This is a genomic window from [Bacteroides] pectinophilus, from assembly GCA_025146925.1.
Taxonomy (GTDB): domain Bacteria; phylum Bacillota; class Clostridia; order Lachnospirales; family Lachnospiraceae; genus Bacteroides_F; species Bacteroides_F pectinophilus.
The window spans coordinates 2,210,630-2,225,469 of sequence record CP102260.1 but is presented as its reverse complement, the minus strand read 5'-3'; the positions used below and the strand labels follow the sequence as shown (position 1 = coordinate 2,225,469).

7 protein-coding genes are annotated in these 14,840 nt (G+C 48.4%); 6 read left to right on the top strand and 1 reads right to left on the bottom strand.

All coding sequences use genetic code 11. The features are described from left to right. The first annotated feature begins 29 nt into the window (after positions 1-29). The 3 genes from NQ488_10450 to NQ488_10440 all read left to right on the top strand — a co-directional run bounded on the left by NQ488_10450 (position 30) and on the right by NQ488_10440 (position 9,757). Positions 30-383, top strand: a complete 354-nt coding sequence (locus NQ488_10450) for a glycosyltransferase (protein UWN94991.1) — start codon at positions 30-32, stop codon at positions 381-383. Then, a complete protein-coding gene (locus tag NQ488_10445; GenBank protein UWN94990.1) occupies positions 380-9,493 on the top strand; it encodes a cell wall anchor protein in 9,114 nt (3,037 codons plus the stop codon). Before NQ488_10450 ends, NQ488_10445 begins: the two co-directional genes overlap by 4 nt. A 90-nt stretch (positions 9,494-9,583) precedes the next feature. Further along, positions 9,584-9,757, top strand: a complete 174-nt coding sequence (locus NQ488_10440; protein ID UWN94989.1) for a sortase B protein-sorting domain-containing protein — start codon at positions 9,584-9,586, stop codon at positions 9,755-9,757. A 496-nt stretch (positions 9,758-10,253) separates the two neighbouring features. Here NQ488_10440 and NQ488_10435 read toward each other — a convergent pair whose 3' ends face one another. Further along, positions 10,254-11,099: an AraC family transcriptional regulator gene (locus tag NQ488_10435; GenBank protein ID UWN94988.1), complete on the bottom strand. Its 846-nt coding sequence runs from the start codon at positions 11,097-11,099 to the stop codon at positions 10,254-10,256. 161 nt (positions 11,100-11,260) lie between these two features. On the opposite strand from NQ488_10435, the gene NQ488_10430 reads away from it, so the two are divergent. From NQ488_10430 to NQ488_10420, 3 genes are read left to right on the top strand one after another with little or no spacing between them, the layout of a single operon-like run. Further along, complete coding sequence (locus NQ488_10430; GenBank protein ID UWN94987.1) at positions 11,261-12,991, top strand: ABC transporter ATP-binding protein/permease; 1,731 nt, start codon at positions 11,261-11,263, stop codon at positions 12,989-12,991. Next, on the top strand, positions 12,991-14,640 hold the full coding sequence (locus NQ488_10425; protein UWN94986.1) for an ABC transporter ATP-binding protein/permease: 1,650 nt from the start codon (positions 12,991-12,993) through the stop codon (positions 14,638-14,640). The genes NQ488_10430 and NQ488_10425 overlap by 1 nt, the downstream gene beginning before the upstream one ends. After that, complete coding sequence (locus NQ488_10420) at positions 14,630-14,803, top strand: hypothetical protein (GenBank protein ID UWN94985.1); 174 nt, start codon at positions 14,630-14,632, stop codon at positions 14,801-14,803. Before NQ488_10425 ends, NQ488_10420 begins: the two co-directional genes overlap by 11 nt. The last annotated feature ends 37 nt before the right edge of the window (positions 14,804-14,840 follow it).

The following is a 14,840-nucleotide window of genomic DNA, read 5'->3' as shown; positions in this document are numbered from 1 at the left end:
AAAGAATCCAGAGAGGAGGTTCAAACGATATGTACGATACCGCAATACGGGTCGCACTCGTCAAGCAGCGAGTGCGGGAAAACACCCGCCGAAGGCAGCGGCGCGAGGCAATAAGCCTCTCCGCAGTGTGTATGCTGCTGTGCGCAGCGCTGACGCAGGCGGTGGACGCATTTGCAGTGCAGGGACAGACCGCCGCATGGGGCAGCTTCGGCGCGATGCTGCTGCGGGAGGACGCAGGCGGCTATGTGCTGGTGGGCGTCGTCTCCTTTGCAGCGGCGGCAGCAATCACTGCGCTGTGCTTCCGGCTCAGAAACAGAGAAAACCGTAGAAAAGACGGAGCGGATAAGCCCGCCCGACACGAAAAGGAGGAGAAAAGTCAATGAAAAAACGAATACTCAGTATCTTGCTTATATGCAGCATGGTGCTGACCATGCTGCCGACAACTGCGTTTGCATCGGTGAGCGATTCGCTGGGCAACACACCCGAGGAAAATCAGGCGATTTTGGAGCAGCTCTCCGCCATGACTGGCGGTAGCAGCGACCAGGTGCTTTCCATGCTGAAGGCTTTGGGGCTGCTGGATGAAGCCGGCAATTTCAAGGTGGATCAAACCATCACGCTGGACGACCAGGTGTTGACACTGACGTCTGTCATGGAGCTGCTGGAAAATCCCGCCACGGATCTCACCCGTATAGCCGACGTGGATGGGACTCCGGTGGCGCTGGGCGATTTGAAGACCATGATCCAAATCGAACAGGAGCTGCTGCGGATCAAGGACACCTATTTCTCCGGCAGGGAGTTTACCGGGGAAGCTCTGGAGAATCTCAATAGCCTGATGGAGCAGTTGGAGCTACAAGGCATCAGTTTGCAGTATTCCGCCTCTGCCACAGCGCCTGTGGGCGTTGAGAAGGTGGATATGAGCAGCATGATGAGCCAAACGCTGGGGAATTCCGCAAACAACACCTGGAGCTCCGGGACTTTTACTGTATACCGCGGAAAACCGGTCGGCTTTTCCTACCGCATTCAAAAAGGTCAGCTCAGCGAGTATATCACCGATGTGGAGGTCTCGATAGGCGGGACGAGTGGGGTCGAGCAAAGCGACGGGTCCTACAGGCTGACCTATGACGTAGGCGAAACTTACAGTTTAGGTGGTTGTAAAATCACTGTCAAGGTTACAACCAAAGGAGGAAACCCAGCCTGGCTCGAGAATTCTTATTCCTATGGCGATTTGCTGGGGATGATTGAATTTTACGATGCGGAAAATCTGGTGTTCGATGACGGCGCCGGTTATGCCGACCACTGTCAGCTCAAGCTAAAAAAGACGGTTGACGCCTCCGCAATAAAAACATCAATGGACGCGCCGAGCTATGAGAAAACATACAAAAGTGAAGGCACAATACAGGGGGATATGTATATTCCTTTGCTGGCGTATGAATACAATGCCGGCGAGGGTGCCAAAAATCCGGATTTCGTTGCGCTAAGCGATACCATCGGAATTCTGGAGGGCGCCCGCAACTCGGTGCTTCCCGGCGGCTCCTCCAAATTTTATCAGCCATACCAAATCGACGCCAGCATCAAGTTTGACTGGAACCCCGGCAAAGAGACCTATACCGGCCCTGCGCCGTATGGCTATGATAGTGCCACACAACCCCATGCCCCGTTCTATCTGATGGAGTACAAGTTCGATGAAGCAGATCTGACGCCCACCAGCGGCGACAGAAAGAAACCGGGGAACTGTACGATTCAAAAGGGCAGTCCGGTCAAAATCTCCCTGCAGTCTACCACGCAAAACAGAGGGAATCAGAAGTACTGGCTGCCCTTCCGACTGTATATGAAGAGTGTAATTGACGACCAACCATATGCCTCCGCCACCGTCAATACCAGCAACGTCACTGCCAAGCTGTTGGACACGGACGCCCCCATCATTCAAAGCGTCACGGCCCCGGCGGGAACCTATGCCAGCGGACAGCACGTGCCAATCACAGTTACCTTTAACGAGTTCGTGGATCTTAGAAACGCCCGCGTGACCATCAATGGCAAAGAGTATACCGCCGATGAGCTTTCCATGAACGACTACGGCGTCAAGGCAATGCTCTGGTACCCGGTGCAGGATGCGGATGCCACCACGGTCACCGTCAATGGTATGACTGGTGTGGAAGATGTTTTCGGTCATACGCTGGATACCACGCCCTATCAAAGCAACTCGATTGCCGGCGTTGAGCTGAAGAGCGTCTTGATGCGCAACGCCCCCACCGCACTGACCGCCGACTATGACAACGGCAAGGCATCGTTCACGATGCAGGCCAACATGGCGAAGGACTACAAGACCGTATACAGCAATTATCACACCCCGGAAGGAACAGAGCCGAAGGAAGCTCCTTTCCGCCTCGAACTGAGGTACGACTCCGCGGTTGAACCAATCCATCTGCAGGTCTATCTGGACACAGAGAAGGAAGCCTTCACCATTAGCGACTATGCAATCGCACCCGAGGCTTACACCCGCACCTATACGGTGACGCTGCAGGCCAACGAGGGCACGAAAGCCGCTCCTAACTGGGTAAATGTTCTTCCCCTGACCCGGCAGTTCACGGTGATAAAGAAAGTTTCCGCGCACACGGTGACCATCGTCCCGGAAGCGAATGACGCCGACTATACGATTTCCCTCGGCGAAACCGCCCGCCGCACGCTTCAGGCAGAGGTTTTGGGGGAAGGCGGTGTGCCGGCCAGCTACACCACCGGCAAATGGAGCAGCAGTGACCCGCTCATTGCCACCATCAACGAGGATACCGGTGTTGTTGCCACCACAGGAACCAAGGTGGGAGCCGTCACCTTTACCTTTACGGCAGACAACGGGACTGAGGACGCTGCCGATGATGTGACGGGCGAGTCAGAGTCCTATACCGTGACGGCAGGCGATTCCCTGGCACTGGTGATTCCCGGCGGCTCGTCCATCGTGACGCGGGTAAATCAGCCCGCCACCGTGCTGTGGAGCTCCAACGCCGCGCTGATGGCACCGAACAAAGAGTTCAATTACAGGATTGACCTGTATGAGGGCAACTACGCGAATGAGGCGGCGCTGAGCGGTCTCAAGCCCGTTGCGACTTATACCGCCGGCAAGGATAAAAACAGCGTGCGGATCGAGGAGAATGTGCTCTCCAAGCTCTCCAACGGCAATACCCCTGCTTACACGGTATTGGTCTCCATGCCGCACCCCAACGCCGAGGGTGAGAACGTCCGCCTGTCGGCACTTGCCTGGATCATCGTGCAGGCACCACCTGCCACAGCCAAGCTGACACCGCCCCAGAGCATTTACCTCAAGGATACCGACGGCGCCGTCAATATCGACTGGTCGGTGGAAAACGCCACTGACGGGGCCTCTCCGCAGCCAACGCTGACAATTACCCGGGTCACAGAGGACAACAACACCCAAGAGGTGGCCCGTGAGCACCTATCCGGTACCTCCGGAAGCTTCTCCCTGTCATTACAGAGTGTGAAGGCCGGCAATCTAAAGGACACCTATCAAGTGGTTTTGAGCGTGGAGAACCCTGGTGAGGAATCTCCCAGCACCGACTCCTTCCCCCTGTATGTCTACGATGCCGACGCACTGAAGGTGCAGAACGACAAAGGAGACACGATTTCTAAGCTGACCATGGACAATACCTCCAAGGTCAGCGGCAGCCTGCCCACCGATACGGCTGAAATTTTGCAGCTGCGCCAGGAGTTGGGGCTGATCGAGTACATAGGCATCAACTATGACGAGTACGGATGGAACTCCTTTAAAGACGGCATCCGGTGGCTCTCCAGCAACAACAATGCCATTTCCGTCAACTACAAGCAGGGCGGACTGTATGAGGACATCAGAAACTTCTCCTTTGATTCCTACCTTCCCGAAACCAAAATGGCGCTGTCCGGCTTGGCCAACGGCACCGCAACCGTCACGGCTACCCATGCCGCCACGGGCATGCGTACCGACGTGCAGGTGACAGCGAAAACGCTGCAAAATAAGTTCTATCTCTTCCAGCTAACGCCTGCAGCGGAAACTACGCTGCAATACACCGACGGCAAAGGTGTGCCCAAAACGGTCACGACCAACAGTGAAGGCGTGCTGGCGCTTTACGAACCCAACGGAATTGCCAGTGAGGTGTCTCTGCGGTCCGGCTCCGGCACGGATATTTATCTGGGCACCATCTATAAAGAAAATCTGCGTTCCGGCGAGCGGGATGCCACAAAACTGCAGCTTTATCCCTTGAATACCTTCAGCCTTCGGCGAGTCGCCCGGGCATCTGTGACGCTCATCACGCCGGGCGGCGATCCGCTGGCGAACAAGACGGTGACCGTTCGCGGCGGCGTTTATAAAAACGGAGGCTACTGCGAGACAGCTCTGCTGGGCTCCGGGGCAGGAGCACTTGTCAGCGGCATCACCGGCGACACCTATACCACGGATGCGGAGGGAAATATAACCGTCTATCTGGATTCCACCCAGTTCTGGTCGGCCGAAAAGGGCGAGAGCAACACCACGGCGCTTTCCGCTCTGGATCAGCTGGAGTACATTCTGGAGATCAGCGCAATTGACGGCGACAAGTACTATCCGCTGCTGCTGACCGTCAACGGCAAGCTGGGCGTGGACGATGTAATGCGCACCGCAGAGGGCGTTGTCTCTCTTGAGCGCGTGCCGGAGGGGGAGGAAAACAAACCCTTCATTGTGGCGCAAAGCGTTGATTACGGTCTTGCCAACGGTCAGAAGGTGGATGTCCGCAGCTCGACTGGAAAGATTGGCCCTAACAGCAGCTTTAAAACAGCAACCCTGCACACCACCATGTTCCTCTGGGGCGAGAAGATTGCCAACGCGAAGAATTACAGTCTCAAGCTGGCGGACGAATACGGCGTTATTCCTGCCGCCCAGAGCAGCAGTACCAAACAGTATCCCTTCTCATCCATCCCTGTAGCGGAAAACGATCTGACCCTCACCGAGGCCACCATGACCACCTCTGGATGGATCGCCGACGGCAAGGATGTAGGTATGAAAACGCAGCTGAGCCTGAACGGCAGCCTGCTGCAAGAGAAAATAATGCCATTCCGGGTCGTTGATCTGACCCGAGTGCCAAAGGTGACAGAGGATGAGCACGTCACCGGTATTCTGCTGACGATGCAAGACTCCAGTGGAGTGAATGACGTTGACTTTGGCGGAGTGGGCGATAGTAACATTCTCAAGGTGCTGACCGGACGGCTGGATGATCTGAGCGGTCCGGTGGACACATCCGTGTTCAAAATGATTATCACCCCTAGCGAAGATCCCTCCGTGTTCCGTGCCATGATTTGGGCCGGGTACAATACGCTGGAGATGGAGGACATGGACTATTCCGAGGACGGCGTGGCCTTGGGTGCGAATGTGCTGACGCAGAACCTGGAAGTAGGCGTACCCGGGACCGGGGATCTGAGCCAGATGGCCAAGGGTACCTATAATCCCAAGGGGGAGTACAACGCCAACTCCATGGCCGGCAAGGTCACCAACACGGATCTCAACTTGCAGTTGGAGGGCTTTTACGAAGCGGAAATCCGCTATAACGCCGAAAAAAAGGAGTGGGAGGTTTTCACCGTAGGCGGCGGCTTTACAGCCGGCGTTGGCGTGGGCTTCACCTTCAGCGTGAACGCCATGGCTGGCCCCGTGCCGTTGACAGCAACCTTTGAGCTGGGTGGTGCCATTCAGCTGGATTTCCGTACCGCAGTGCGCTACGGCCGGCAGGGCGAGGGTACAGAGCTTGCCTGGAGCGATCCCACGGCCACGGCGGTGAATGACTTTTTGACCACGCTGCGTATCAACGCCTATGTCCACGCGTTTGGCGGCATTGGCTTTGACTATTCGGTCGTGGCGCTGAAGATCGGCCTATTCGGCAATTTGGATGTGGACAGTCAGAATAAGTTCCTTTCCCGCACCTATCTTGCCGACGAGACAAAGCGCCAGATCAACGGTCAGGCCCTGGGGATCCAAAGCGAAGTGGGAATCAAATTTGTGGCAAACTTCCTGTTTATCTCCTACGAGGCGGTGATCGCCTCCGGAACCCTTGAAGGTACCAAGACTTTTAATGACTGGAAAACAATCGACAACTACTGGAATAACGCCACCAGTGGGCTGAGCCTTGCCTCGCTGCGGATGGCGGCGGCTCAGAGCGGAATGCAGGTGGCTTCTGGCAGTGCAACGCTCCAAAGCCGGGACTATCTGGAGCAATATGCCCGTACTTGGGGCCAGCCCCAGCAGCGGATGATGCTGTTCTCTCTGAACTCCACCAGCGGGCTGGAAAACATCCAGACCAATGCCAACCCTACGTCCTATCCACAGCTCAGCGATGACGGGAAGGTATTGGCCTACATCAACGACGGCAACAGCAGCAGTATTTACGACAGCCGGGCGCATTTCTCCACCCTCAATGGCGGCGGCTATTCTGTCTCCAGCCAAATTGACGATCCCACAGGGTTCCCCGGCTACGGAGACACGAGCGTTTCTTTGTCTGGCACTGGCAGCTTCGCGGCGGCGGCCTGGGTTCGCATGGGCACCGACCTGCCGGGTAAAAATGCCGGTGATCCCGTGACATTGGAAGAGCAAAACCTGCTGATGAACAGCACGGAGATTGTAGCGTCCGTCTATGACGGCACAACCTGGACTTCCATCCGCCTAACCAACGACGGCACGCCGGATCTGGCCCCAGCCACGGCAGTGGGCGGCGACGGCAAGGCCATTGTGTTCTGGCGCAGCGTCTACACCCCCGATCCCGGTACGCAGGGCAGCAACCTGCTGAACTTCACGACCAGAGATTGTATCATGTACCGTTGCTATGACAGGAATAACGGCACCTGGAGCGAGTCCAAAATGCTTTATAACGGTGCTACTGGCAGAGTGAAGGCGTTGCAGGCGGCCATGCTGCCCGACGGAACCGCTATGGCAGTTTACTCGCTGGACCGCAGCGGAACCGGAGATACATCCGCCTACGAGATCGCCTATTGTACCGTGGCTGCTGACGGAACTCCCGGTACAGCCATGCTGGCGACCTGTGACAGTAATCTTGACGAAAACCCACAGGTCGTTGCAGCTAACTTCGGCAGCGGGGATGACCGATTTGTCATCGGTTGGCATAGTGTCCGAGACGGCAGCAACGATATCCAGCTGTTGGCTGTGGACGGCAGCGGCACCATGTCCAACAGTTTCCCCGGCTCTTTGTCTGCCCTGACCAGCAGCGGCAACGCCGTCGTGGGCGGAGACTTCCGCTTCGCTTCTCTTAGCGGGGATCATCGCAGCCTCAATGATCTTACCATCGTCTGGAATGAGACTGTCAATGACGTCAACGGCGCGGTAGATCACGGCATTTTGAAGGCGGCCAAGCTGCGCTATGCCACAAATACCTACACTCTGTCCGCACCATTGGAACTGGCAGAGCTGCCGGATCGCACGCTGGCTGACCACTTTGATGCCTATGTCAGCGGCACCAATCAGGTGCAGGCTGCCATTCAGGCCACCTTCTATGACGATGAAAACCCGCAGGTAATCGGCGGCGTGACCGTTCCGGGTGAGAAAACGAACCTCTATACCGCTACCTCTGATTTTGTCACCGATGCGGTGGCAGTGGAACAGATCGGTGTGGATTATGCAACGCTGGCGCTGAACAGCCTGACACCCGTTCGCTTTACCATCCGCAACACCGGGCTGAACGATGTGACAAACCTAAAGGTCAGCATTGGCAGCGGGGAAACCGCCACCCTTACGGAAACACTGCTGCCCAATGAAAGCACCACCATTACCGTCTGGCACCATGTGGGGAACCTCGTGACCGACCCGAGCTATACCATCACCGCCGCCGGCGGCATCAACGAAAAAGGCACAGTGTATCTGGATTATCCCGACATTGGAATCTCGCAAATGGAAGTGATTGCGGAGAGTGCCGGCAAGCGCACGGTGCGCATGACCCTCTATAATTCCTCTGCCGCCACTCTGGCCGGCGGAAAGAACCGCGAGGTGAAGCTTGCGTTCTATGCGGATGATCTGCATACCAAACATGCAGAGGTAGCCTGCACCACAAACGGCGTATCGGTTCGCGATAATGAAATCACCATTTCCGAAGACAACGCCCTTGCCCGCATCGATCAGGGAACCTTTACACTGGACCTGACCTATGATCTGGGCGAGTATATGACATCCATTGGCAAAGCCGAGATCCCCGATGTGGGTACCTATCTGTACGCCGAGGCGTGGGCGGAAGGTCAGATTGGTGGAACGGGAAGCAATCAGCGCCTGCCGGAGTATGACGGCAGTGACAGCGAGGCCAGCGTCCATATGACCGGCGCACTGGCCCGCACCGGAGAGCAGATGACGATGGATGTGACACAGGGGAACGACGGCAACGGTCACAGCACCGCCGCCATTACCCTGCGCAACAACTCCCTGCAGTCTCAGACTAGCGCAGTGCTGGTGGCCACGCTGCTGGATGCTGCCGGGACCGCTCTGGAAACGAAAAAGACCAGTATTGGCGGTGCCATCTCCGGGGAAACCTTCCGGACGGAAACCGTCACCTTCTCCCAGCTTGGCACCCGTGTAGTGGTGCGAGCCGCAGTGCCCGGTAATGACCTTCTGACCTTTGAAGGGCTGGCAGTAGGGCTCGGCGATTTTACCGCCAACGGAACGAACTATACCTATACGCTGCAAAATGATAGCGGAGCAACATCTACGCTAGTCACAGCGGTGTCTGGAAACGGCGAGCCCGTGAGCATCAACGGACAGGCTCTGTCCACCGGCGGCAGCGCAACCGTTGCCATCCCCAACAGCGGCACAACCGACATTGTTGTGGAAATCGGTGCTAAAACCTACACGCTGACGATTCTGCGCAATAGCGGCACAGGCGGCGGTGAGCATACTCACAGCTACGGCAGCGAGTGGAAGTACGATGCTACGAACCACTGGCATGAGTGTTCCTGTGGAGATAAGGCCGATAAGGCGGCACATACCGCCGGTGAATGGATTATCGACACCCCGACAACAGCTACCACAAGCGGCTCAAAACATAAGGAATGCACCATCTGTGGTTATACGATGACAACCGAAACTATCCCGGCAACAGGCGGCGGTGAGCATACTCACAGCTACGGCAGCGAGTGGAAGTACGATGCTACGAACCACTGGCATGAGTGCTCCTGTGGTGACAAGGACGATGTTGCAGCACATAGCTTCAAGTGGGTGGTAGATAAGGAAGCGACCGCAACCCAAAAGGGCTCCAAGCATGAGGAGTGCAAGGTTTGCGGCTACAAGAAGGCGGCAGTTGAGATTCCGGCTACCGGCTCCGCAACAAAACCGACCGATCCTACGCAAACCAACCCGAACACCGGTGCAGAAAGCCAGAAAACCGGTGACAACAGCAATATGATCCTCTGGATCGCACTGCTGTTTATCAGCGGCGGCGCAGTGATCGGCATCACCGTTTACAGCAAAAAGAAGAAAGAAAACGCTGAATAAATCAGCTGCGAACCTTTGAGCAAAGGGCGGTGACGGACATTGCCGTCATCGCCCTTTCGCTTGGACTGAAGAAGAACCACAACAGCGAAGATGGATGATAAACTTGTGGATGCAGCAAACTATACACTGCAATCTGGAAGTACAATAAAGGATGATGTTCCAAAGACCGGAGATAATGCTCCGATAGCAGGGCTGTTTGCTCTTATGCTTATCTCCGGAACAGTACTTTGTATCACTCATAAAAAGAAAGCTGTAAGAAAATAAATGAAAAAATATTCCCACGAAAACACTTTGTGGGAGAAAATAAGAAGGGCAGAGACAAAAGAATTCATCAGAAAGCGAATTTATTATCTCTGCCTGATTCTTTTTTCTCTTTGTATCATAATTGGTATTGTCCTGCTGTTCTTACCATACAGAAGACGGAAGATTTGTTGTGGTGGGAAAAAGAATTAAGTAATGAAAGCAGGTCGATGGAACCTGCTTTATCTTGTTTTTACACTAAGATTAATAGGATATAACTGCTTCTTATAGCCATATGTAAATAAATATCTATATTCAGTTATTTCTTTCCAAGCTTGTGCAGACTGCTGTAAGAGATTCATAATTCTTTAGTCCTTTGCAAAAACAAAGAGCCTCGCTAATGCAAGACCCTTAAAAGCGTTTTCGTTCAGTTCCGAAGAATCTATCCGGTTTGATGTTATCGCATAACCCAAGGCCAGGCTCCACAATCGGCTGCATGCTGACACAGGATGGAGTTTTTTTACATGCTCTTTTTAATTTCTTTTCTGTAATCGGTGGGAGTAATCCCATATCTTTTTTTGAACAATGTACTTATATAATTTCCATTTGATACTCCAACTTTAGCTGCAATATCATTTATTGACAAATCAGTTGTTCCAAGTAGTATTTGCGTATGTTGTAACCTTACGTCAGTAATATAATCTGTGTATGAAGAACCGGTAACATTCTTAAATAGTCGTGAAAAATGCGAGGGTGATAGCGAAACATAAGCTGCGACATCTTCAATAGATGAACCGTCCATAAGATTGTCTTCAATGTAACATAAGGAAGTTTGGATACGTTCATCAAATTTATTAATATACAAGGTATGTTCATCCTCTTCAGATGGAATATGGTTTTCATACATATAAAAAAATAATTTATAAACCATACCTTGAAGGATAAGTTGAGAATAAGAGGTATTTTTGTTGTATTCTTGTAGCATTTCTTCATACATAGAGTGAATAATTTTTTGAGAATCTTTTGTAAAATGAAGATAGTTGGAACATATAAAGTCTAATTCTTCCTCTCCTATAATATCAATTATGGGTTGAAAGATTTGTGTTTTGACTTTAATCACATATCTGTCATACGGAGTGTCGGACATAGAGCAATTACGATGATACACATGTGGTTTGGATATGCCGGCATCTCCAGCGTGAGAAGTACGAATTGCTTTAGTGGAAATCCATCGTCGATCGCCTGATACCATATAACCTATCGTATAATGATCGGATGCTGCCTGCATGGTAGGCATAGAGTAAGTTCCATCTAAGATTTTATGGTCAATATAAATATTTTCTTCAGGTTTTAAAGGTAGTGGCATATATAATCATTCCTTTCGTCTGTGATTAATGGGTGATTAATGCTATTTTATAAAAAGCATCAAATTATAGATATGTGATGAAAATTGCGTTTATAATTGATGAAATCACTTTTTTAATATTATATAATAATGCAAAAGTAAAAACAAGAGGAGGGATTATTATGAGAACGCAGCATACGATTAGAAGGATTATGTTGAAATATTGCTATTTATTCGTTGTGGCTGGAATTCTTTCATATATTTTATCTGAGTTAGTGGTTATTGGTTCTGAAATTATTTCCAACGCAATTAATGCAATGTTCGATGGCGATAATATTGATATTGAGTATGTTGCAGGTAATACCTTATTGATAATTATAATATCTATGGTGGTAACTTATATAAAAAGTATTACTAATGAACTTTTTAGCATTAAAGTACAAAAAGATTGTAAGAATATAACTGTTGAATCGTTGGAAAGGGTACAGTATAGATTTTTTGAAAAGAACGAAGGAACTATAATTAACAAACTTACTTCTGATATTAATGATATGGGAAAGCTGCTGTCGGAGATATTCCCGGAGATATTACAATATGCAGTAACCATTATAACTATCAGCATAGCTTTAGTAAAAATGAATTGGCTCATTTTTGCAGGAATCGTGGTCACGTTTCCGCTTGTTATATTTACAAGTGACATGATTGCAAAAAAAATAAATGATTTAGCAAGAAAACGTAGAGGAAAGTATGACGAACTTGCGGATATTGCATTAGACAACATAGAGGGTATTGAGGTTGCAAAAGCATATGCAATAGAAGAAACATTAGGGTTGCGGGTTTCATCAAAGGCAAAAGAAATACTTAAGAATGAATATTCGAGGAATAGATATCAGGCATTAGCTAATGGTATTGTTTTATTAATGAAATGGGTACCGTCCGTTGGTTGTTCTCTAATTGCCTTATTTCTTGTATTAAAGAATACGATTACGATAGGTGAATTTATGTCATTTCTTGTGTTGTTTGGTAAGATTTCTACATCGTTAAGTGAATTACCTTTTAGAATAATTGATGCCAGGGAAATGCTGATTTCGGTAAAACGAATAGAGGAGTTGCTTTGTGCGCCAAAAGAAGTAAGCGGTGACTATAAGGGTAGTGAATTAAAGAATGTGGAAAATATTATCGAATTGAAGAATGTGTCATTTTCATATGCAAGTGGTAATACGAAATGTTTTGAGAATAGAATTCTAAAAGATATAAATGTGAGTATAAAACAAGGAGAAAAAGTGGCGATAGTTGGTGCATCAGGAGCTGGAAAATCTACATTGCTTAAGTTGTTGTGTGGATTTGAAGAGGTTGATGAGGGCGATTATTACTTGTGTGGACAAGTGTTTTCCAAATGGGATATAAATGAAGCAAGAAGGTTGATTTCGTATGTACCGCAAGACTCATTTTTGTTTCCTGAAACTATATTAGAGAATTTAGCATATGGAGCAAAGAATATTGATATTGAGAAAGTAGAAAATGCTTGTAAAAAAGCAGGCATATATCAGAAAGTTTGTGAGCTGCCAGATGGATTTAACACAGAAGTTGGAGAACGGGGTGCGAATCTTTCGGGAGGGGAACGACAGAGGCTTTCTATTGCAAGAGCAATATATAAAAATAGTCCGATAATTTTGTTAGATGAACCAACATCAGCATTGGACGAGCAAACAGAGAAGATAATTAGTAAAACAATTTCAGAAAATCATGAAAACACAGTTATTATCATTGCACACAGATTATCTACCATTAAAAATGTTGATAGGATTTACTGCATGGATAAAGGAGAAATTGTTGAAGTAGGAAACCATGAAGAACTGATTAGGAAAAATGGAATATATGCTGCATTATATGGTAAGGAGGCGCATAATTAGTGGGTATTGCAAAAAATCTTGTAAAAAGTTTGCAGATGATGGAAAGAAGACTGCCATTATATCTGCTGTCCATATTTATGATGACTGCATTAAATGCTTTGTTTGAGGTTGCAGGCTCTGTATTTATGAAAATTATATTCGATTGTGCTAACCAGGGAAGTGTATATGAAAGAAAATCACAAATAATCATTACGGTTATTATGGGAATATTGGCAATTATAATGGCATCGATTTTTATGTGTATTTATAACAATGAAGCAAAGAGAATGTCATTAAAATTGAAGATGCTGGTATTTGAAAAATCCATGAAATTCCCATATGTGTATTATGAAGAACATCATAGTGGAGAAATTCTGTCAAAGCTGGTATATGATACAGACATCGCATCAAATATATACTCGTCAAGATTAAGAAGAGTTTTGGCTCCGATAATCTTTGTTGCTGTCTTCGCTGTTGCAATGATGATTATTAATCCTTTTATGACAATCGTGTTAATTGCATTTAATGTCATATTGTTCTTGATTAATGCTTTGCTTTCCAATCCGATGAAGAAGGTGGGAAAAAAGCTTTCAAAAAATAATGCCGTAATGACAAATATACTTTCTGATATGATTGCTGGCGCAGGTATTAGCAAAATTTATGATATCAATCATAAAGGAGTACTTAAGTATAAAACGGTTAATAATCAATATACTGTAGAACAAAAAGAAAAAATGCGTCTGGCTGCTTTACTAGAAATGTTTAATAGTGGATTTGATTTATTTTGTGCATTGATGTTTGTTGTGCTTGGAATTATATTGGTTCAGCAGAAATTTGCAACTATTGGAGAGGTGGCAGCAATATATACATTATATACATCGCTAAGTTTTAGATTTTTACAACTTGGTAAAAATTTTCCGGAACTTGTTAATTGCATAGCATATGCAGAAAGAATATTTGAATTTTTAGAACTGCCGGAAGAAAATAAAGAAATTATTTCAAAGTCTATATTGGTTAAGCCAGTCACTCAAAAAGAAGATGCAGTGGTGTTTAGCAATATATCCTTTGGATATAAAGACAAAGAAAAGCTCTTTAATAGAGCTACATATGAGTTTCCGGCAAATAAACTAATTGCTGCAGTTGGTCCATCCGGATGTGGAAAAAGTACATTAGCAAAACTTTTGCTGGGATTCTATACGATAGACCGGGGAGATATTCTGATTTTTGGAAAATCAATTAGTGAATTGGGAATTTCAAAGGTTAGGGAACAGATAGCGTATGTACCACAGGAGCCGTATTTATATAATGTGAGTATTCTGGATAATATTCGATATGCGAGAAAAACTGCTTCGAAGCAGGAGGTAATGGAAGCAGCAAAGTTGGCAAATGCACATGAATTCATATCAAAAATGGAAAATGGATATGATACAGTAATCATAAATAGAGGAAACAATTTATCAGGAGGAGAACGACAGAGAATAGCTATTGCCAGAGCTATATTGAAAGATTCTCCTGTTATACTTATGGATGAGGCAACATCGGCACTTGATAATGAATCAGAGCAAATGATTGCGGATTCAATAGCAAGTTTAAAAAAGAGAAAAACAGTAATTATGATTGCACATAGAAAAAAGACTATTCAAATGGCAGATAGTATTGTTGAAGTTTAGATGTGGAATAAGCCAGCAGGATGAGTTGGCAGCATTGAACGATGCCGGAATAAAATCAATATCATTGAGTACAAGCGATGACACGGGCAGAAATGTTGCTTCAGTTACAATGACGGACGGCTCAACAGTCAGTATGGGAGAGTTTATCGGAACAGAGGGTTAGGTCAGTTTACAAGGAACTATACGCAGACCGTGAAAAT